Origin of the sequence: Pseudomonas fluorescens group sp. (genome assembly GCF_020093335.1) — a bacterium.
GTDB classification, from domain to species: domain Bacteria; phylum Pseudomonadota; class Gammaproteobacteria; order Pseudomonadales; family Pseudomonadaceae; genus Aquipseudomonas; species Aquipseudomonas petroselini.
Genome location: NZ_JAIOKW010000011.1, coordinates 1 through 17,873 on the forward strand (window position 1 = coordinate 1; position 17,873 = coordinate 17,873).

A 17,873-nucleotide genomic window follows, 5' to 3' on the forward strand; every position below is an offset into this window, starting at 1 on the left:
GTCACGTGGGCTCGGTGGTGTTAATAAGAGACAGCACCCCCACCTGCCATTGCCCCGTCAGCAACAATGCCACCGCAGGGCCCGGACACAACCCGGCGATCCCCCAGCCAACCCCGAACACCACGCTGCCGAGCACCAGCCGCCGGTCGAATGTGCGGTGGGTCGGCATCTGCATCGGCGCGCCCAGTAACGAGGTGCGTCGGAGCCTGGCGAAGTAGAAGAACACGCTGCTGACCACGAGCGCACCGAGCATGACGAGCGCCAGGGAAGGGTCCCATTCACCGGCCAGGTCGAGAAACCCCAGCACCTTTGCCGGGTTGGTCATGCCGCTGAGGTACAGCCCCAGGCCGAAGATCAGGCCGGCGATTAATGCGGTCAGTTTGCGCATGCTCAGGCTCCTATCAGGTGGCGAGTCACGTAGACAGCGGCAAACCCGCTGCCCATGAAGCAACTCACTGCCACCAGCGAGCGCAACGACAAGCGCGACAGCCCGCAGATCCCATGCCCGCTGGTACACCCGGCGCCGTAGCGTGTGCCGATGCCGACCAGCAGCCCCGCCAGCACCAACGCAGCGCCACCGGCCTGGACCGACACGCTGGGCAGGGTGCCGAACAGTGACCAGAGCCAGGGCGAGGCGAGCAGGCCGAGCAGGAACAGGCCTTTTTCAGCGCGCCCTTCGCCATGTTTGGCCAGCAGGCTGCCGAGCAGGCCGCTGATGCCGGCGATGCGGCCGTTGAGCAGGATGAACAGGCCGGCGCTGAGGCCGATCAGTGCGCCGCCGAGCAGGGAGGTCCAGGGGGTGAAGTCGGGAGAGAGGGTCATGGTGCGGGGCCTGCGCGGCGGGTGGGGGATCAAGCTTATCGATATCACGGTTTTGTGGGGAGGATCATGAAACAAATGGGCGCGCTCACGTATCATCCGGGGCCACGCACGCACATCAGGAGAGCGGCATGTGGATTGGCCATCGGTTCGAGCGAACGGAGCAGGATGATTTGCTCATCCACTCGCACAACCGTGTGCAGAGTGCTGTTGTGTGGTGGGTAGGCGGGCTGGCCTTGAGCGTGCCGGTGGTGTTCGTGGTGTGCGGGATCATCGAGGGCTATTTGCCGCTGGTGGGCCTGCACCCGCTGTCCTCGCTGCTGATCGTGCTCGCGTTGCTGTTGATGCCGGCCATGGGGCTGTTCCTGATGGTGTACACCGGCATTCGCGAGACCTTGCGCTTGTCGCGACACGACGGGCAGGGGCAACGCCTGACCCGCAATGCCTTTGGGCGCCGCGAGCGGGTGAGTCAGGCGTTTCGACTCGATCACCCACACGTCCTCGAACTGCGCCGCCGCCCACAGGCCGAGCCGATTTACACCCAGCTGTGGTTGGTGATGCGTGACGGCAGCGAGCACCGCCTGACCACCGACAACGTTCCGGTGGTGCCGGGCAGCCCGCGCACCGAGCGGTGGCTGGCGGAAGTGGCCGGCTACCTGAACCTGGCGGTGCCGACCGAGGTGATCGATGCGTCGGCGCCGCGCAAGCCGCCTTATAGGCCTGCGCCATCCCCGGCCAAGGTCGCCCGCGCGCAAAAAGCAAAAGAGCCTGCGTCTTCAGCGGAGTCGCCCGAGGCTGTCGGCCTGCCCGCACGCGGTCTGCTGGGCCTGCTGGGTGCGTTTTTGGCGGTGTTGGAGCTGTCGCAGCTCTTCGCACTGGTGCCCGCGCTGTTCACGGGGCGACTGCGGGTCAGTGGTTTTCGATCCCGTGCAACGACCTTTTATTGGGCGGAGCAACCCGTCACCTTTTCATTCAACCTGCTCATCGGCGTGGTCGAGGTGGTGATCGTGGGCTATATCGCCTGGGCATGCCTGCGCATCGCGTTTCAAGGCCGGTTCAAGTCGGCGCCCTGAGCGCAGGTTAATCAAAAGCCGCCCCTTTCTGTTCCAGCCGGTCTACCATGCCACCCCCGGCAGTGGTTCCACGCGCTACCGATCTCTCTCTTTTAAGGTATCGCCCATGTCCATCGACCAGATCAGCCTGCCCAAAGGCGTAGGCTCCCACGCCACCAAGCTTTTCGACGCCATCACCGGCGCCGCCACCCCTGAAGAACTCAACCGTGCCGGCGGTAAAGCCGAGGGTTTTGTGCTGGGCCTTGAGTCGACCAAGGCCATCAAAAGCCAGGTCGCCGAGTCGTTGTATGTGGTTTACGATGACGCGGCGACTCACCGTGCGGGTGAGTTGAAGGCTTGATCATCGGTCGGTCCTCCTGGTGGCGAGGGCGCTTGCTCCCGGTGGGCTGCGCAGCAACCCCAAAACCGGCTGACGCGGGTTATCAGGCAAAACACGGACGCCGATGAGGGCCGCTTCGCGCCCCAACGGGAGCAAGCTCCCTCGCCACAAGGGGAGCTGCGGGTAGTTCAAGAAGGAATGCGCATGACATTGACCGTCGACGCTTTGCTCAACCTGGCCATGGCCAACCCCATCAATGCCGAGATTACCGCGCGCCTGCCCGACCTTGGCGTGGACCAGTGCTTTCTCACGGCGGGCTGCCTGTTCCAGGCGGTGTGGAATCATCAGTCGAACCTGCCTGCTGACCAGGGCGTCAAGGACTACGACGTTTTCTACTTCGATACGGACCTGTCCTACGAGGCTGAGGATGCGGTGATCCGTGCGGCCGAGGTGCTGTTCAAGGACCTGGGCGTGAATGTTGAAGTGAAAAACCAGGCGCGGGTTCATCTGTGGTATGGCCAGCGGTTTGGTCGGCCGTATCCGCAGCTGCACACGGCCAAGCAGGGGATTGATCGTTACCTGGTGGCGGGTACGTGCATCGGCTTGGAGATTGCGACGGGTGAGGTGTATGCGCCGTATGGTTTGGAGGATGTGGAGCAGGGTGTGCTGCGCATTAACCCGCTGCATCCGGAGCGGGAGTTGTTCGTGCAGAAGGCCCACAGTTATCAGGCGCGATGGCCTTGGCTGAACATCGTGATGCCCTGAATTGCAGTGAACTTTTACCCGTGTCCTGCGCGTCCAAGCTTGAAATGCCCAGCCAAGGACCGACCATGACCTTCTTCATCTTCCTGCTCGCCTGCGCCGCCGCTGCCAGTACCGGCGTCATCTTCAAACCCGGCGCCTGGTACGAATCCCTGGTCAAACCCAGCTTCACCCCGCCCAATTGGCTGTTCCCGGTGGCGTGGACGATCATCTACCTATTGCTGGCGTGGGCCGGTTATCGCCTGAGCCTTATCCCAGGTAGCCAAATGGTGTTGGCCCTGTGGGCGGCGCAGATTGCGTTGAATACGCTGTGGACGCCGGTGTTCTTCGGCGCTCATCGCTTAATGGCGGGGATGGTGATTATCGCGGTGCTGTGGGTGACCGTGGCGGCGATGGTGGTGCTGGCGGTGCGCCTGGACCTGATCACCGGCTTGATCCTGTTCCCTTACCTGGCGTGGCTGTGTGTGGCGGCAGCGCTGAATTTCTCGATCCTGCGGAATAACCGGTGATGGCCTACACACCCTGGCCCGCCAGTGAGCCTGAACGGGCCGAGATGCGCCGTTTCAACCAGAAACTCGCGTGGATGCCACGTTTTAAAATCCGCAATCGCGTTACGCCGCGCCTGATCCAGGCGTTGTTGCGCGCCAGTCAAAAGATCAAGCGGGCGCCGGTGGTTGAGACCCGACTCGTGGGTTCAGTCCCGGTGCGCATCCTGCGGCCGAGCGGCAAGCCCAAGGGCGTGGTGCTGGACATCCACGGCGGCGGCTGGGTGATCGGCAATGCGCAGATGGACGACGACCTCAACCTCGGCATGGTCAACGCCTGCGACGTGACGGTGGTGTCGGTGGACTATCGGCTGGCAGTCGACACGCCGGTCGAGGGCCTTATGGACGACTGCCTGGCGGCCGCCCGCTGGTTGCTGACCACCGATGAATTTGCCGACCTGCCGGTGATCGTCGTCGGCGAATCGGCCGGTGGGCATTTGGCGGCGGCGACGTTGCTGGCGTTAAAGCAATGGCCGGACGTGCTCAAGCGGGTGAGCGCAGCGGTGCTGTATTACGGCGTCTACGACCTGACCGGTACCCCGAGCGTGCGCACGGCGGGGAAGCACACGTTGTTGCTGGACGGGCCGGGCATGGTCGAGGCACTGCGCAGGCTGACGCCGGGGTTGAGCGATGAGGAACGTCGCCAGCCGCCGTTGTCACCGTTGTATGGCGATTTCGGCGGCTTGCCGCCGGCGTTGATGTTTGTGGGTGAGTTGGACCCGTTGAAAGACGACACGCTGTTGATCGCTGAGCGGTGGCCGGGGGCTGAGGCGCACCTGTTGCCGGAGGCGGCGCATGGGTTTATTCATTTTCCGGTGGCGATGGGGGGGAGCGTGCTTGCTTATAGCCGCCAGTGGATCAGTGCCCGACTGGGGATGACGGCGGGATGATCATTCAAGCGGCCATGCCGACTCTAACTTGTGGTGAGCGGGCTTGCCCTGCGCGAGGGGCGCAACGGTATCCCGGAAGCACCGAGGCGCAGGGGGTTGGGGCGGCTTTGCCACCCAGCGCGGGGCAAGCCCGCTCACTACAGTGAGGGTGGCTGAAGCGGCGTCGCCGCAGAATCCGCCGCTGTGCGTTATACCGGCGGAAAGTCATCGTAGGATTTTGGAAGGTAGCCCCATATTCTCAGCACATCGGCTTTCACTTCAAATTCGAAGCCTATCTGCGAGACAATCTGAGAGATTTCGTCGGTATGGTCAATATACGTTCGTGGCAATAATACGCCCAACGAAGGCGCCTCTTGCCACACGCCGATGTCGAGCCATTCGACATACGCAAAAGGGAACGGCAGGTGGTAAAACCATTCCACATCCCATCCCGAGATATGGCCTGTGATGCATTTTGAGCGATACGAAGGTACCCACTCCGAGCGCTGGCGCATGTGTGTAATCAGTTCGTTCCACTTGGTGTTGTTTGCCGCGCCTGCCAGGTTTCTTGCCGCTACGGTGGTCTGGATGGTCTTGCGGTTTTTATCATTCTGTCGGGCGCCGGGGCCCGGTAGTTCATTCATATTTATCACTCTCGACTCACTCATTTGACTGATACGTTTGCGTGACTTCCAGCAGCTTAATGGTGGTCCAGGATATTGGGTTTTACTTTTTTTGCCTCCGGGAATTGTCTGAACGAGTAACCTGGCTATCTTTGCCAAGAGCGGGTTGGGAGCTTGAAACTTGGTGATCTGATCCGGCTGATCAGTTGCCTCTCTCACATAACAAGGACCCCCATGCGCGAATACACCATCAACTATCTGTTCAACGGCGAACCCCGCACCCATGCATTCGAACTCAACCAGCCTGAGTTGCGGGTACACGAGGCGGCGTTGCACCTGCTGCAGTTGCATTTTGGCGATGCGGAAAATGGCTTGATCCTGCCGCCTGCGGATGCGCTGCCGGAGCAAATTCTGGAGCAGGCGCAGGTGGTAGGGATTACGCAGATAGAGGTTGCATGAGCACAAGTCCCATTATTCAGGCGGTCACGGCGGCGGATATCCCCGAGGTGCTGAGGTTCGTGCTGCACGCCCGTGCCGAGCTGTTTCCCACGCTCAGCGCTACAGGGATGCCGGCGGACCTGGCGCGGTTCGAGGCGGTTTATCTGCAGGGCGATGGGCGTTTTCTTATCGCGCGCGATGAGGGCCAAATCGTTGCCGCCATGGGTTATCTGCCCTATGACGGGCGTTTTGCGCAGTTGAATTACCAAGGCCGCAAGACGGTGGAAGTGGTGCGCTTGTTTGTAGCACCAGCGTTTCGCCGTTTTGGCTTGGCGGGGCAGTTGTACCGTGCGTTGGAAGCGATGGCGATAGCCGATCGGGTGGAGGTGATGTACTTGCATACCCATCCGTTTTTGCCGGGGGCAATTGAATTTTGGGTTCGGCAGGGGTTTGAGGTCGTGGATGTGGAAGCAGACCCGGTGTGGCGGACGACGCATATGCACAGGGCTTTATAGATCAATGCTCCGGGGGGCTTATTGCTCTGGGGGGGCTTGTTGTAGTGAGCGGGCTTGCCCCGCGCTGGGCTGCGAAGCAGCCCCTGAAGCCATACGCCCCGGTTCAACCTGGAGGAATGCAGCGGCCTTATTGGGGCTGCTGCGCAGCCCAGCGCGGGGCAAGCCCGCTCACTACAGTAACGCTTTACTCCGGCTTTAGATTGGGCGTAGCCGCAGGATTTGCGCCCCATCAAACGGGTCTGTCAGGTAGTGCGCCTGCACCCCAAACGTCTCCTGCAACCGCTGTGGCGTCAGCACGTCCAGGGGGTTGCCCAGCGCCACCAACCGCCCGTGGTCCAGCACCGCCAAGCGGTCACAGGTCAGCGCCTGGTTCAGGTCATGCAGGGCAATCAAGGTGGTGACAGGCAACCGTTGCACGCCCTCCAAAATCCCCAGTTGATGCTGGATATCCAGGTGATTGGTCGGCTCATCCAATAACAGGATCTGCGGCCGTTGCGCCAATGCACGGGCGATGTGCACGCGTTGACGTTCACCGCCCGAGAGGCTGCGCCAGGCGCGCTGGCTCAGGTGGGTGGCGTCGACGTCGTGCAAGGCCTGGTTCACGATGGCGTCGTCATCCAAGGACCACGGGCTCAACGCCGACAACCACGGCGTACGGCCCAGCGCCACGGCGTCGAACACGCGGATGGCGTCGTCGGTGTCGGCCTGTTGTTCCACCACCGCCAGTTGCTGCGCGATGGCGCGGCGGGACAGGCTGCCCAGGCGCCGGCCGCCCAGCAACACTTCGCCGGACGCGGGTGTACGCAGGCCGGCCAGCAGTTTGAGCAAGGTCGATTTGCCCGAGCCGTTCGGGCCGACGATGCCGAGGGTTTCGCCCAGGTGTACGTCCAGATGAATGTCGCGCAGCAGCTCGGCCTCGCGCACCTTGAAACCCAGCCCGGTGCAGCTCAGAACCGTCATCGCGCGTTCCTCCGGCCGATCAGGATCAGCGCAAACACCGGCGCGCCCACCAGCGCCGTGACCACGCCAACGGGAATCACCTGGCCCTTGATCAGCGTGCGTGACAGCACGTCCGCCGCAATCAAAAACAGTGCGCCACCCAAGGCGCTCGCCGGCAGCAGGCGCGAATGCCCGGTGCCGAGCAGCAGGCGCACGGCATGCGGAATCACCAGCCCGACAAAGCCGATGGAGCCGACAATCGACACCATCACTGCCGTCACCAGGGCCGCGCAGCCCACCAGCACAAACTGCACCCGGCGCACCGGAATGCCGAGGGATGCTGCCGAGTCGCTGCCAAAGGTAAACGCATCCAGCGCTCGACGGTGCCACAGGCACACGGCCAAACCCACGACCGCCACCGGCACCGCCAGCCACACCGACGGCCAGCGCACGCCGCTGAGGTTGCCCAGTAGCCAAAACAGGATGCCGCGTGCCTGTTCGGAACTGGCCGATTTGGTGATCAGGAACGCGGTGAGCGCATTGAACAACTGCGAACCGGCAATGCCCGCCAGGATGATCTGGCCGGTGCCGCTGGCCGAACCGCTGGCGCGGGCCAACAGGATCACCAGCGCAAACGCCGCCATCGCACCGACAAACGCGCCGGCCGATAACGAAATCAACCCGCCGCCCACGCCCATCAACGCCACCAATACCGCGCCGGTCGATGCGCCGGCGCTGATGCCCAGCAGGTACGGATCGGCCAGCGGGTTGCGCAACAGTGATTGCAGGATCACCCCGCACGTCGCCAACCCCGCACCGCAGGCGGCAGCGACCAGCGCGCGGGTGAGGCGGTAGTTCCACACCACGCCTTCATCGATGGGGTCGAGCACGTAGCCGGCCGCCCACAGTTTGTTGGCGAGCACCTGGAGCACGACCTGCGGCGAAATGGCGGTTTCGCCGATGGCCACGCCGGCGAGTACGGCGATCAGCAGCAATGCCAGGGCGAATAGGGTGCGCATCATTTTGGTAGGTCGTAGCCGTCGATGGCCGTGGCCAGTTGTTCAAGGCCGTCGAACATGCGGATGCTGGCCTGCAACGCCAGGGCGTCGAGGATGATAATGCGGTTGTTTTTCACCGCGTCCATGTTGCGGGTCACCGGGTCGCTGCGCAGGAAGGCGAGTTTCTTTTCATGGTCGTCGGCGGGGTAGCGGCGACGGTCCATGCGGGCGATCACCAGGAAGGTCGGGTTGGCCTTGGCAATCGTTTCCCAGCCGACGGCGGGCCACTCTTCATCGGACTGCACCACGTTGGACAGGCCGAGGGTTTGCAGCATGAACTCGGGAATGCCTTTGTGGCCGGCCACGTACGGGTCGCTGGCCATCTCCGAGCTGGAGAACCACACCAACGCGCTGGCGTGCTTGAGGCCTTTGCTCTGCACGGTGGCGACGGATTTGGCCAGGCGCGCCTTGAGTTCGTCGTTCAATTGCTGGCCGCGATCCTGTACGTCGAAGATCTGCGCCAATTGGCTGATGCTTTTATAAATGGTCTCGATACGGAACGGCTCCAGCCGCGTGCCGTCGGCGCCCACCAGGTTGTCCTTGCCTTCGCAGTCGGAGGGCAGCAGGTAGGTGGGGATCTTCAGTTCATGGAATTGCTCGCGGGTGCCGACCACGCCCTGCGGCCCGACCACCCATTCCAGCTCGGCGGCCACCAATTGCGGGCGTTTGGCGATCACGGCTTCGAAGCTCGGCTCGTTGTTGGCCAGGCGCTCGATGCGGTCGTTCTGTGCCTTGTACTGCGGTAACACGCTGTTGAACCACAGCGAAGTGCCGACCACTTTATCGCCCACGCCCAAGGCGTAGAGCATCTCGGTAGCGGCTTGGCCGATGGTCACGCTGCGCGCCGGCGCCTGCTGGAAGGTGAGGCTACTGCCGCAGTTTTCCACGGTGAGCGGGTAGTGGGTGGGCGCGGCGTGGGCCAGGGCACAGAAGCCAATGCCGGTGAGCAGGGCGGTAACGCGTGGCAGCATGGGACGATCTCCGAGTGAACCGTACGTGCAACTGGGGAGGTACGGTTCGGAAATACACCCTCGAGCGCTGTGGTAGAGACAGGCAAGAATGTCCTTCCCGGACACCCCGCCGGTTAGTGATTGAGCTTGAGCCGGCAGGTCTCCTGACTGATGCGTCGTCGCCACGCTCCGGCCTTCCCGGACAAGGTCCAGTGGCATCGAGGAGCAGGCTCAGCACCTACAGTTGCGGGGGCAGTTCCGATTGACGCGGGGGTACCGCGGTTCGGATTCCCTATTAGTCCCGTTTGGGAACCGGCGCGGTATGGTAGTCGATCGCGAGGTTGAACGGGAGGCCGTGACGCCAACGGTGGCTCTTTGGCGGTGGGGCTCCTATGATGCGCAGCCAATGGATCGCTTTATCACAAGGAATACACAGTGAAATTATTTCTCGCGTTCGCCCTCGTCGCCACGCTCGCCGGTTGTGCCACCCAGGGTAAATCTGAAAAGCAGATTCTTGACGAGGCCGCCACCGCGTATGTCGCGTCGATGCCGGCCGGGTCGGACAAACTCCGTTTGCACACGATGAGCATCCCCAAAAGCGGGATGTTCGGCGATACCCTGGCGATTTCCATGGCGGGTGAGCAAAACGCCGCTCGCCTTAGGGGAGAGTTGCTCGATGCTAAACGCTTGGGCGATGTGTTCTTTTTGATTATCGGTGCCGGCACGCCGGTTGATGTTGCGGTGATCGGCAAAGCAGTCGAAGGGCAGGATTTGAAGGGGATGCAGATTTACTACTCGGGCACTGAGGCGCAGAAGGACACGGTGCGTGCGGCGGTCGAGAAAACGCAGGCGCAGTTTCATTACATCAATGCGCAATGAGGGTTTGCCCGTTGGCCTGATAACTCTGGGTACGGTGCTGGACCTGTGGCGAGGGAGCTTGCTCCCGTTGGCGGCCTGACAGATGGCCTGGATGTTGGATCAGACCGGGTACATATCCGTTGCTGCGGTAACGGCCGCTGTGGGTTCCGCCCTTACGGCGGGTCACTTTTGGAAGAGCGCCAAAAGTAACCAAAAACGCTTCGCCCCAACACTCGGCACCTCGCTTAGGCTCGGTGTGCCCTCACTCCGGCTTGAATCCGTGGGCCGCCGCCACGCGCCATCCATGGCGCGGGGCGGCTAACCCGGCGTCCTGCCGGGTTACCCACGCATTCAAGCCTGCGTTCGGCCAGCGTGTTTGACGGGGCGCCTAAGATCAAAAGCACGATCAAGATCAAGAGCGGATCGCTTCGCATCGTGGTTGGCGTTGGTTTGTTAACGCAGATCAATATGTGAAGCTTAGAGACGAATGTCTTCTGGACCTTGTATCAGTGCTTCAATCCGCGTGCCGGTGGCGCGTTCTTCGTTGCTGAAACCGTCGTAGTCGGCCAGGTTGGCGAAGCGGATGCCGGTCAGGCGTTCGATCTGGATGACGCTGCGCTGGTAGGTCCGGAGTTGGCCGAACACCAGGTCGAGTTGGCCCAGTTCGCGGCTCTGGTCGATCATGTAGGCGCTGGCGGAAGGCTTGCCGTCGTCGCTGAGGTAGGCGACCACTTTCCAGAACGCCTTGGGGATTTTCACGCCCCGGTAGACGCGGTCGTCATCGGCGAATACCGGGCCGGTAAACACCGTGGCGCGGGCTTTCCAGCGCTGGGTGTTGTCGAGGATGTAGTCTTCGAGTTCCAGCCAAGTCTTCTGGTTGAACCCGCTCATTTGCGGCGAGCAGTTGGTGAAGTGGAAGGTGTCGAGGTTGGCGGTTTTAGCGTCGTCGCCCCAGTTGGGGTCTTGGCGGCGTACCAGGTGGCCGCGATCCAGGCCATTTCTGGCGTAGAGCGCTTCGCCCACCTGCGCGTCGATGGGCAGGCGGCCGTCATAGGCCCAGGTGTCGTTGCTGCGCACGATGTCCACATGCTGCCCGCCGTCGATGTTGACGCCTACATACAGCGCGAGCCGTTTTGAGCGGGACATCGTTATCGAGAAGTGCGTGTAGTCCAGGCGCTCCTTCTGTGCATCCCCCGCCAAGGCCTCTTCAACCGTGGGCCAGGGCACCACGAAATTGCCGAGAAAATCCTCTGTGTAGCCGCGCCGGTCCTTCAAGTCTTTGGCCGGTGTGACGTGGGGTGTCGCCGCCCTGGCCTCCAAGAGGGTGGGGCTGGGCGCAATCAACGGGCGCAGGTCGGCGAGCCGTGGACGGTGGGAAAGAACGATTTTGGCTTTACGGGCAGGCATCGGTAAGTCCTCCTTGGATAAACACGACTGCAACATAGGTTAATGACAATTGATGACACGCGTTAACGTCTCGGGGCTATCCTGAATCGGTTGCCTGGACGTTGTCACATACTCAATGGAGCCTGACCATGTGTGTTCGCCACCCCCGTCACCCGATTTTCTGCCTGATTCCGCCGTACATGCTCGACCAGATCGCACGTAATGGCGATAAGGCGCAACGGGATGTCGCATTGCGCACCCGCGCCAAGGACAGCACGTTCCGCTCGCTGCGCATGGTCGCGGTGCCCGCCAAGGGCCCGGCCCGCATGGCCTTGGTCATGGGCGCCGACAAACGGCGTTCGATCTACAGCGCCGAAGGCACCGATAGCCTGCCCGGCAAGCTGGTGCGTGGCGAAGGCCAGCCCGCCAGTGGTGATGCCGCGGTGGACGAGGCCTATGATGGCCTGGGCGCCACCTTCGATTTTTTCGATCAGGTGTTCGACCGTAACTCCATCGACGATGCCGGCATGGCCTTGGACGCTACCGTTCACTTTGGCCAGAACTACAACAATGCGTTCTGGAACTCGACCCAGATGGTGTTTGGTGATGGCGATGAGCAACTGTTCAACCGTTTCACGGTGGCGCTCGATGTGATTGGCCATGAGTTGGCCCATGGCGTGACCGAGGACGAGGCCAAGCTGATGTATTTCAACCAATCCGGCGCGTTGAACGAGTCGCTGTCGGACGTGTTCGGTTCGTTGATCAAGCAATACGCGCTGAAGCAAACCGCAGAGGACGCCGATTGGCTGATCGGCAAAGGGCTGTTCACCAAAAAGATCAAAGGCACCGCCCTGCGCTCGATGAAAGCCCCCGGCACGGCGTTTGACGACAAACTGTTGGGCAAGGACCCTCAGCCGGGGCACATGGATGATTTTGTGCAGACCTACGAGGACAATGGCGGGGTGCATATCAATTCCGGCATTCCCAACCATGCGTTCTACCAGGTCGCGACAAAACTCGGCGGGTTTGCCTGGGAACGCGCTGGGCGCATCTGGTATGACGCGCTGCGCGATGCGCGGTTGCGGCCCAATTCGGGGTTCCTGCGTTTTGCGCGCATTACCTACGATGTTGCCGGTCGACTCTACGGCGCGAACAAGGATGAACAGAAGGCGGTCAAGGACGGTTGGAAGGCGGTCGGCATTTCTGTCTGACGTGAGGAACAACCATGCACATTTCGATCAAGGAAAACGGCGGGGCCGGGTATTTTCCGGGCCTGGCCAAGCCGCGTACGGTGGAACTGGCCACACTGCCCGAGCAGGACCAGCAGGAGTTGCGGCAGCTTATCGAGGCCGCCGACTTCTTCCAGCTGCCGCAAAGCAACGCACCGACCCCCGGTAATCCGGGCCAGGTGCATTACACGCTGACCGTGACAGAAGGCCAGCGCGAGCACACCGTCTGTGTGCTAGCGCCGGTGAAGTCGCAGGCGCTGGACGGCCTGGTGCAGTGCGTGCGGCGGCATATCCGTGATTGAGGTTCAGGTCGGGGCGTGCACCTTGTCCGCGAGAGACGCGCCCAGGCAGTAGAGCAACCCGCCCGCGATCACAAACAGCGCCAGCAGGTAGAACATGCAATGGGCCGGCTGTGACACCAGCACCATCCCGCACAGTACCGGCCCCAGTGCCGCGCCGACGTTGCCGAGGTTTTGCGCGCCGTAGTACATGCCGCGCAGATGATCGGGCGCGATGATGTCGATGAACATGTATTCGGCGGGGAACACGATGATTTCGCCCAGCGTGAAGATCGCCATGGACACCACCCAGAACGTCAGCGAGGTGGACAAGCCAAACCCCGCCAACCCGACGATGAACATCCCCAGCCCTCCGGCGAGCCACAGGTGCAGGTGTTGATGGGTGATCCGCTTGCCAATCGTGTATTGCAGGCTGATCACCATCAGCGCGTTGGTGGCCACCACGTTGCTGATAATCCGGTAGGCCGCCTCGGGCGTGGTGGTGACGACCAGGTATTGCGAGAGGTAAGCCGTGAACTGGCCAAACACCACGGCGCTGAGGATGCCGCCCAAGGTAAAGCACACCAGGCGGTAGTCCCTCAGCAGTAATTTGCCCACCGCCAGGAAGGGCGCGGCGGGCAGGCTGGCGTGGGGTGGCGCCCAGTGCCTGTCGCCCCACACGCAATAAACCATGAAGAACCCGGCCCCAAGCCCGGCCGAGGCCAAAAAGGGCAGGCTGATGGCCAGTGCGGCTAGCCCAGCACCGAGGAACGGGCCGACGGCATAGCCGATATTGGTCAGGGTGTATTTGATCGAAAACGCTTCGCTGCGCGCCTCGGCGGGAAGCAGCCGGCCAAACCCGGATTTGACCGCGATATCGATGACGGCGTAGGCCAGGTTGATCGCGACCAGGCAGACGTAGAACACCCACAGATCCTGAGCGATAAACGCCCCCAGAAACCCGCTGGTGAATACCGCGCAACAGCCGAGGATCAGGCGGTGACCGGGCAGGCTGTCCACCAGAAAGCCGCCATACAGGCTTAACAAGGAGCCGATGATCAGCGAGCTGCCGATCACCAGGCCGATGTCGGCGACGCCCAACTGGAACTGGCTCGACAGGTAGATCACCAGATAGGGCAGGGTGATCGCCCTGGCGAGCGTCAGCACCAGGGACGCGCCCAGTAGCAGGTTGACGGCCAGGGGGTAGTTTTTCAGCGTGGTCAGCATCCGAGCCTCAGTGCCAGGGTTTATCCGGTCATAGCTTACTGTTGAGCTGATTTCTGATTTAGGATGCTTTTTACAAAGTTGCCTGAACTGAATTCACCAATACAGGATGTGCATGTTTTCTTCCGAACGCTTGAAAGGTATCGATGTGTTTGTGTGTGTCTCGGACCACGGCAGCTTTACCGCCGCTGCCGAGAAAATGAACCTGACCGCCTCGGCCATCAGTAAAAGCATCGCGCGGCTGGAAAAACGCTTGGGTGTTCGGCTGTTCCAGCGCACCACGCGGCGCTTGTCCCTCACCGATGCCGGTGTGGCGTTTTACCGGACGTGCACGGGCGTACTGGCCGACTTGGAAGAGGCCGAGCTTTTACTGCACGTGGAAAATACCGAGGCCCGCGGTCGTGTGCGCATCGACCTGCCCAGCGCATTGGGGCGCGCGCAGGTACTGCCGGTGTTACTGCCTTTTTTGCAGGCGCATCCGCTGCTTTTGGCGCACTTCACGTTTGGCGACGGGTTCATCGAGCCGTTCGAGGAAGGCGTGGACATTGTGGTGCGTATCGGCGGCACGAATGCCTGGCCGGAAACCGTCGGGCAGCGTGTGCTCGCCCATGAATGGCATAGCTTGTATGCCTCGCCGGTCTACTTGTCGCGGCACGGCACCCCGCTGTCGGAACACGACCTTGAGCACCATCAGTGCATCGCCTACGGCTGGGTGGACGGGCGCACCAGCCCATGGAATTTCGCGGATGAACAGGGCGCTCCCCGACGCCGGCAGATCACCCCGCAACTGGTGGTTGGCAATGGAGACGGGCTGTTGATGGCCGCCTTGGCCGGTTGCGGCATCGTGCAATTGCCCTCGTGGATGGTCCAGCAACCGCTGCAGGAAGGGACGCTGGTCGAGGTGTTGCCCCACCTGGCCACCCAAGGGGCGGCAATCACGTTGGGCTGGGTCAAAAGCCGCCAGGCGCTGCCCAAGGTACGCGTGGTACTGGAGGCATTGGTGGCCGGGCTGGGGAAGCAACAGCTTCAGGTGATTTAACTGGGGGGAGGGGTCAAGCCCTAATGCCAGTCAGCTAAGGGCATTAGGGCTTGCCCCTCCCACAGTTGAGCGGTGCCGTTGCGACAGGCGGTGAGGTTTCGCTTACTTGCGATCCAGCCACACTGTCTGCGCGTTGCAGAATTCCCGCACGCCGAAGTGCGACAACTCACGCCCGAAGCCGCTCTTCTTGATCCCCCCAAACGCTACCCGAGGGTCGGAGACGCTGAAGGCGTTGACGAAAACACCGCCGGTTTCCAGTTGGCTGGCGATGTCCCGTGCCTTCGCCGCGTCGGTGGTGAAGATGCTGGCGGTGAGGCCGAACTCGCTGTCATTCGCCAGGGCCACGGCGTGGTCGGCGTCGCGGGCGGTGATGATCGAGGCGACGGGACCGAACAGTTCCTGTTTGAACGAGGTCATCTGGTCGGTGACGTTGGCCAGTACGGTCGGTGCGTAGTAATTGCCGGCGCCGGGCACTTTGTGGCCGCCCAGCAGCAGGGTCGCCCCTTCTTCCAGCGTGGCCTGGACTTGGCCGTGCAGCTCGTCACGCAAATCGAAACGGGCCATCGGGCCGATGTAGGTGGCCGCTGATGTCGGGTCGCCCATGACCAAGGCACGGCTGGCGTCGAGGAATTTGGCGGTGAAGGCTTCTACCACACCCTCCTCGATGATCAGGCGCTTGGCGGCGGCGCAGACCTGGCCGCTGTTCTGGAAGCGGCCGATCAGTGCGGCTTGCACAGCGGCGTCGAGGTCGGCGTCGTTGAGCACGATGAAGGGGTCGGAGCCGCCCAGCTCCAGCACGCATTTTTTCAGCGCAGCACCGGCTTGTGAACCGATGGCGATCCCGGCACGCACGCTGCCGGTGAGGGTGACGGCGGCGATACGTGGGTCGGCGATGGCTGCGGACACGCCGTCGTTGGCCACGTTGATCACTTCGAACAGGCCTTCCGCAAAGCCCGCTTTTTGGAAGGCCTGCTTGATCAGGTAGGCGCTGCCCATCACGTTCGGGGCGTGTTTGAGCACGTAGGTGTTGCCGGCGAGCATGGTCGGCACGGCGCCACGCAGCACTTGCCACACCGGGAAGTTCCACGGCATCACGGCGAGGATTGGGCCCAGCGGGCGGTACTCGATCTGGGCGCTGCCGTTGTCCACCAGGGTCGGTTCTGGAGCGAGCATGGCCGGGCCATGGGCGGCGTACCATTCGCTGAGCAGCGCGCACTTCTCGATTTCGGCACGGGCCTGGGCGATGGGTTTGCCCATCTCCAGGGTGATCATCTGCGCCATGTCTTCGGCTTGCTCGCGCAAGGCGCCGGCCAGGGCCAGCAGCCTTTCGGCGCGCTGGCTCACCGGCTGGCGGCGCCAGGTGCGGAAGGCTTCGGTGGCGCGGTCGAGGGCGGCGTCCAGTTGCAACGCGCTTTCGTAGGGGTAGCTGCCGACTGTTTCGCCAGTGGCGGGGTTGATCGACAGGGCGTGAGTCTGATGAGAAATAGCGTTCATGGCACCGTCCGGCTGAATGAGTGGAATGGGGTAAGCCTACGGGGATGCATTTTTTCTGGAAACTGAATAATATTAAGCAATACGTTCACGATTGGAGAATGACTTGGATCTGGTGCAGCTGGAAATCTTCAAGGCCGTTGCCGAGCAAGGCAGCATCAGCGCCGCCGCGCAGTTGATTCATCGCGTGCCATCGAACCTGACCACGCGCATCAAGCAACTGGAGCAGGACCTGGGTGTGGAATTGTTTATCCGCGAGAAAAGTCGCCTGCGCCTGTCACCGGCCGGGTGGAATTTCCTCGGCTATACGCGGCGCATCCTCGACCTGGTGCAGGAAGCCCGCGCGACGGTGGCGGGGGAGGAGCCCCAGGGCGCGTTTGCCCTCGGTTCGCTGGAGAGCACCGCGGCCGTGCGTATCCCGGCGTTGCTGGCGGCGTATAACCAGAAGCACACCAAGGTTGAGTTGGACCTGAGCACCGGGCCCTCGGGCACGATGATCGAGGGCGTGCTGTCGGGGCGGCTGACGGCGGCATTTGTCGACGGGCCGGTGCTGCATTCCACCTTGGAAGGCGTGGCAGTGTTTGAGGAGGAGATGGTGGTGATCGCGCCGCTGCATCACGCGCCCATCACCCGGGGCCAGGACGTGAATGGTGAGAACATCTACACCTTCCGCTCCAACTGTTCCTATCGGCACCACTTCGAGCGCTGGTTCTCACAGGACGGCGCGGTGCCCGGCAAGATTTTCGAGATTGAGTCCTATCACGGCATGCTCGCCTGCGTCAGCGCCGGCGCCGGATTGGCGCTGATGCCGCGCAGCATGCTGGAAAGCATGCCGGGGTTTACCACGGTGAGCCTGTGGCCGCTGACGGACAGTTTTCGCACGCTGCATACCTGGCTGATCTGGCGCCGGGGCACGGTATCGCAGAGTTTGAACAGCTTCGTAAAGCTGTTGGAGGAACGCGACCTGGTTGCCTCCTAGATCTAATGTGGGAGGTATCAGCCGCCGAATTGCAGGGTGCCCATGGCCAATTTCGCCATGATCGCCGTCGCGCCCAATTGCACCAGCCACAGCGCCAGTCCACCGAGGAACACACCCAGTGCCACTTGCAGCACCAGGCTCTTCTGGCGCTTGGCTTGCGGCGCGCGTGGGGTGAAGTGGTCCAGCTCGTCGCGGTCGGCACGCAGGTCCAGGTCGTCGTTTCTCATAGGGATCTCACAACAAAGGGGCAATCGACGGTCAGTTTAGGGGCTGAGTGCTGCGCCCAGTGAATTTTTTGCAAACGATGCAATTCCCGTGGCGAGCGCTGAACCTGTGGTGAGCGAGCTTGCTCGCGCTGGGGCGCGCAGCGGCCCCTTGTTCAGGCACCGCGTTCTCTCAGGAAGTTCCAGGTGGCCGGGGATGGGGCTGCTGCGCAGCCCAGCGCGAGCAAGCTCGCTCACCACAGGTTCGGCATTCGC

22 protein-coding genes and 1 riboswitch are annotated in these 17,873 nt (G+C 62.3%); of the genes, 12 read left to right on the forward strand and 10 right to left on the reverse strand.

The window, feature by feature from the left end; translation table 11 throughout:
- Window position 1: 1 nt before the first annotated feature.
- Complete coding sequence (locus K7431_RS14010) at window positions 2-388, reverse strand: YeeE/YedE family protein (RefSeq protein WP_224316744.1); 387 nt, start codon at window positions 386-388, stop codon at window positions 2-4.
- Between the two features lie 2 nt (window positions 389-390).
- On the reverse strand, window positions 391-822 hold the full coding sequence (locus tag K7431_RS14015) for a YeeE/YedE family protein (RefSeq protein ID WP_015885007.1): 432 nt from the start codon (window positions 820-822) through the stop codon (window positions 391-393).
- Between the two features lie 128 nt (window positions 823-950).
- On the opposite strand from K7431_RS14015, the gene K7431_RS14020 reads away from it, so the two are divergent.
- The 5 genes from K7431_RS14020 (at window position 951) to K7431_RS14040 (ending at window position 4,408) form a co-directional block, all read left to right on the forward strand.
- Window positions 951-1,892: a hypothetical protein gene (locus K7431_RS14020; protein WP_015885006.1), complete on the forward strand. Its 942-nt coding sequence runs from the start codon at window positions 951-953 to the stop codon at window positions 1,890-1,892.
- A gap of 106 nt (window positions 1,893-1,998) precedes the next feature.
- A complete protein-coding gene (locus tag K7431_RS14025) occupies window positions 1,999-2,232 on the forward strand; it encodes a hypothetical protein (RefSeq protein ID WP_015885005.1) in 234 nt (77 codons plus the stop codon).
- Window positions 2,233-2,415: 183 nt separating this feature from the next.
- Window positions 2,416-2,976, forward strand: coding sequence for a nucleotidyltransferase family protein (locus K7431_RS14030; protein WP_043205673.1), 561 nt, complete (start codon window positions 2,416-2,418; stop codon window positions 2,974-2,976).
- Window positions 2,977-3,041: 65 nt separating this feature from the next.
- Entirely contained in the window at window positions 3,042-3,482 is a 441-nt protein-coding gene (tspO, locus tag K7431_RS14035) for a tryptophan-rich sensory protein TspO (protein WP_015885003.1), read from the forward strand.
- The gene (locus K7431_RS14040; protein ID WP_043205672.1) at window positions 3,482-4,408 is read left to right on the forward strand and encodes an alpha/beta hydrolase fold domain-containing protein; all 927 of its coding nucleotides are present in this window, start codon (window positions 3,482-3,484) and stop codon (window positions 4,406-4,408) included. Before tspO ends, K7431_RS14040 begins: the two co-directional genes overlap by 1 nt.
- Before the next feature lie 188 nt (window positions 4,409-4,596).
- Here K7431_RS14040 and K7431_RS14045 read toward each other — a convergent pair whose 3' ends face one another.
- Window positions 4,597-5,031, reverse strand: a complete 435-nt coding sequence (locus K7431_RS14045; RefSeq protein ID WP_043206305.1) for a DUF6678 family protein — start codon at window positions 5,029-5,031, stop codon at window positions 4,597-4,599.
- 213 nt (window positions 5,032-5,244) lie between these two features.
- Between K7431_RS14045 and K7431_RS14050 the strand changes: the two genes are divergently transcribed.
- Window positions 5,245-5,469 carry a hypothetical protein gene (locus K7431_RS14050; RefSeq protein WP_043205671.1) on the forward strand — a complete coding sequence of 75 codons (225 nt, stop codon included), beginning with the start codon at window positions 5,245-5,247 and terminating at the stop codon, window positions 5,467-5,469.
- Window positions 5,466-5,963, forward strand: coding sequence for a GNAT family N-acetyltransferase (locus K7431_RS14055; RefSeq protein WP_015885000.1), 498 nt, complete (start codon window positions 5,466-5,468; stop codon window positions 5,961-5,963). Before K7431_RS14050 ends, K7431_RS14055 begins: the two co-directional genes overlap by 4 nt.
- Before the next feature lie 195 nt (window positions 5,964-6,158).
- Here the strand turns inward: K7431_RS14055 and K7431_RS14060 are convergent, their stop codons facing one another.
- The 3 genes from K7431_RS14060 to K7431_RS14070 are packed head-to-tail and all read right to left on the reverse strand — an operon-like array spanning window position 6,159 to window position 8,931.
- On the reverse strand, window positions 6,159-6,923 hold the full coding sequence (locus tag K7431_RS14060; RefSeq protein ID WP_015884999.1) for an ABC transporter ATP-binding protein: 765 nt from the start codon (window positions 6,921-6,923) through the stop codon (window positions 6,159-6,161).
- A complete protein-coding gene (locus K7431_RS14065) occupies window positions 6,920-7,924 on the reverse strand; it encodes a FecCD family ABC transporter permease (RefSeq protein WP_015884998.1) in 1,005 nt (334 codons plus the stop codon). Before K7431_RS14065 ends, K7431_RS14060 begins: the two co-directional genes overlap by 4 nt.
- Window positions 7,921-8,931, reverse strand: a complete 1,011-nt coding sequence (locus K7431_RS14070; protein WP_015884997.1) for an ABC transporter substrate-binding protein — start codon at window positions 8,929-8,931, stop codon at window positions 7,921-7,923. Before K7431_RS14070 ends, K7431_RS14065 begins: the two co-directional genes overlap by 4 nt.
- 116 nt (window positions 8,932-9,047) lie before the next feature.
- A riboswitch (cobalamin riboswitch) is annotated at window positions 9,048-9,242 on the reverse strand.
- A gap of 103 nt (window positions 9,243-9,345) precedes the next feature.
- Here K7431_RS14070 and K7431_RS14075 point away from each other — a divergent pair.
- The gene (locus tag K7431_RS14075) at window positions 9,346-9,789 is read left to right on the forward strand and encodes a hypothetical protein (protein ID WP_015884996.1); all 444 of its coding nucleotides are present in this window, start codon (window positions 9,346-9,348) and stop codon (window positions 9,787-9,789) included.
- A gap of 456 nt (window positions 9,790-10,245) precedes the next feature.
- On the opposite strand, the gene K7431_RS14080 is transcribed toward K7431_RS14075, so the two are convergent.
- Window positions 10,246-11,175 (reverse strand): DNA/RNA non-specific endonuclease, encoded by a 930-nt coding sequence (locus tag K7431_RS14080; RefSeq protein ID WP_015884995.1) that lies wholly within the window; start codon window positions 11,173-11,175, stop codon window positions 10,246-10,248.
- Between the two features lie 128 nt (window positions 11,176-11,303).
- On the opposite strand from K7431_RS14080, the gene K7431_RS14085 reads away from it, so the two are divergent.
- The gene (locus tag K7431_RS14085; RefSeq protein WP_015884994.1) at window positions 11,304-12,365 is read left to right on the forward strand and encodes a M4 family metallopeptidase; all 1,062 of its coding nucleotides are present in this window, start codon (window positions 11,304-11,306) and stop codon (window positions 12,363-12,365) included.
- Between the two features lie 14 nt (window positions 12,366-12,379).
- Entirely contained in the window at window positions 12,380-12,685 is a 306-nt protein-coding gene (locus K7431_RS14090) for a protealysin inhibitor emfourin (protein WP_015884993.1), read from the forward strand.
- 3 nt (window positions 12,686-12,688) lie between these two features.
- Here the strand turns inward: K7431_RS14090 and K7431_RS14095 are convergent, their stop codons facing one another.
- Window positions 12,689-13,888 carry an MFS transporter gene (locus K7431_RS14095; RefSeq protein ID WP_015884992.1) on the reverse strand — a complete coding sequence of 400 codons (1,200 nt, stop codon included), beginning with the start codon at window positions 13,886-13,888 and terminating at the stop codon, window positions 12,689-12,691.
- Between the two features lie 112 nt (window positions 13,889-14,000).
- On the opposite strand from K7431_RS14095, the gene K7431_RS14100 reads away from it, so the two are divergent.
- On the forward strand, window positions 14,001-14,924 hold the full coding sequence (locus tag K7431_RS14100) for a LysR family transcriptional regulator (RefSeq protein WP_015884991.1): 924 nt from the start codon (window positions 14,001-14,003) through the stop codon (window positions 14,922-14,924).
- 102 nt (window positions 14,925-15,026) lie between these two features.
- Here K7431_RS14100 and K7431_RS14105 read toward each other — a convergent pair whose 3' ends face one another.
- Complete coding sequence (locus K7431_RS14105; protein WP_015884990.1) at window positions 15,027-16,418, reverse strand: aldehyde dehydrogenase family protein; 1,392 nt, start codon at window positions 16,416-16,418, stop codon at window positions 15,027-15,029.
- 103 nt (window positions 16,419-16,521) lie between these two features.
- Between K7431_RS14105 and ptrR the strand changes: the two genes are divergently transcribed.
- Window positions 16,522-17,394: a putrescine utilization regulator PtrR gene (gene ptrR, locus K7431_RS14110; RefSeq protein WP_043205670.1), complete on the forward strand. Its 873-nt coding sequence runs from the start codon at window positions 16,522-16,524 to the stop codon at window positions 17,392-17,394.
- Between the two features lie 17 nt (window positions 17,395-17,411).
- Here the strand turns inward: ptrR and K7431_RS14115 are convergent, their stop codons facing one another.
- Window positions 17,412-17,621 carry a hypothetical protein gene (locus tag K7431_RS14115; RefSeq protein ID WP_017847720.1) on the reverse strand — a complete coding sequence of 70 codons (210 nt, stop codon included), beginning with the start codon at window positions 17,619-17,621 and terminating at the stop codon, window positions 17,412-17,414.
- Window positions 17,622-17,873: the final 252 nt, after the last annotated feature.

What these genes read in the sequence shown, in the direction of transcription:
- K7431_RS14045 (WP_043206305.1), bottom strand. Translation starts at nt 5,031, where the DNA reads ATGAATGAACTACCGGGCCCCGGCGCCCGACAGAATGATAAAAACCGC.
- K7431_RS14095 (WP_015884992.1), bottom strand. Translation starts at nt 13,888, where the DNA reads ATGCTGACCACGCTGAAAAACTACCCCCTGGCCGTCAACCTGCTACTG.
- tspO (WP_015885003.1), top strand. Translation starts at nt 3,042, where the DNA reads ATGACCTTCTTCATCTTCCTGCTCGCCTGCGCCGCCGCTGCCAGTACC.
- K7431_RS14100 (WP_015884991.1), top strand. Translation starts at nt 14,001, where the DNA reads ATGTTTTCTTCCGAACGCTTGAAAGGTATCGATGTGTTTGTGTGTGTC.
- K7431_RS14010 (WP_224316744.1), bottom strand. Translation starts at nt 388, where the DNA reads ATGCGCAAACTGACCGCATTAATCGCCGGCCTGATCTTCGGCCTGGGG.
- K7431_RS14060 (WP_015884999.1), bottom strand. Translation starts at nt 6,923, where the DNA reads ATGACGGTTCTGAGCTGCACCGGGCTGGGTTTCAAGGTGCGCGAGGCC.
- K7431_RS14020 (WP_015885006.1), top strand. Translation starts at nt 951, where the DNA reads ATGTGGATTGGCCATCGGTTCGAGCGAACGGAGCAGGATGATTTGCTC.
- K7431_RS14070 (WP_015884997.1), bottom strand. Translation starts at nt 8,931, where the DNA reads ATGCTGCCACGCGTTACCGCCCTGCTCACCGGCATTGGCTTCTGTGCC.
- K7431_RS14105 (WP_015884990.1), bottom strand. Translation starts at nt 16,418, where the DNA reads ATGAACGCTATTTCTCATCAGACTCACGCCCTGTCGATCAACCCCGCC.
- K7431_RS14055 (WP_015885000.1), top strand. Translation starts at nt 5,466, where the DNA reads ATGAGCACAAGTCCCATTATTCAGGCGGTCACGGCGGCGGATATCCCC.
- K7431_RS14085 (WP_015884994.1), top strand. Translation starts at nt 11,304, where the DNA reads ATGTGTGTTCGCCACCCCCGTCACCCGATTTTCTGCCTGATTCCGCCG.
- K7431_RS14015 (WP_015885007.1), bottom strand. Translation starts at nt 822, where the DNA reads ATGACCCTCTCTCCCGACTTCACCCCCTGGACCTCCCTGCTCGGCGGC.
- K7431_RS14115 (WP_017847720.1), bottom strand. Translation starts at nt 17,621, where the DNA reads ATGAGAAACGACGACCTGGACCTGCGTGCCGACCGCGACGAGCTGGAC.
- K7431_RS14065 (WP_015884998.1), bottom strand. Translation starts at nt 7,924, where the DNA reads ATGATGCGCACCCTATTCGCCCTGGCATTGCTGCTGATCGCCGTACTC.
- K7431_RS14025 (WP_015885005.1), top strand. Translation starts at nt 1,999, where the DNA reads ATGTCCATCGACCAGATCAGCCTGCCCAAAGGCGTAGGCTCCCACGCC.
- K7431_RS14040 (WP_043205672.1), top strand. Translation starts at nt 3,482, where the DNA reads ATGGCCTACACACCCTGGCCCGCCAGTGAGCCTGAACGGGCCGAGATG.
- K7431_RS14050 (WP_043205671.1), top strand. Translation starts at nt 5,245, where the DNA reads ATGCGCGAATACACCATCAACTATCTGTTCAACGGCGAACCCCGCACC.
- K7431_RS14030 (WP_043205673.1), top strand. Translation starts at nt 2,416, where the DNA reads ATGACATTGACCGTCGACGCTTTGCTCAACCTGGCCATGGCCAACCCC.
- K7431_RS14090 (WP_015884993.1), top strand. Translation starts at nt 12,380, where the DNA reads ATGCACATTTCGATCAAGGAAAACGGCGGGGCCGGGTATTTTCCGGGC.
- K7431_RS14080 (WP_015884995.1), bottom strand. Translation starts at nt 11,175, where the DNA reads ATGCCTGCCCGTAAAGCCAAAATCGTTCTTTCCCACCGTCCACGGCTC.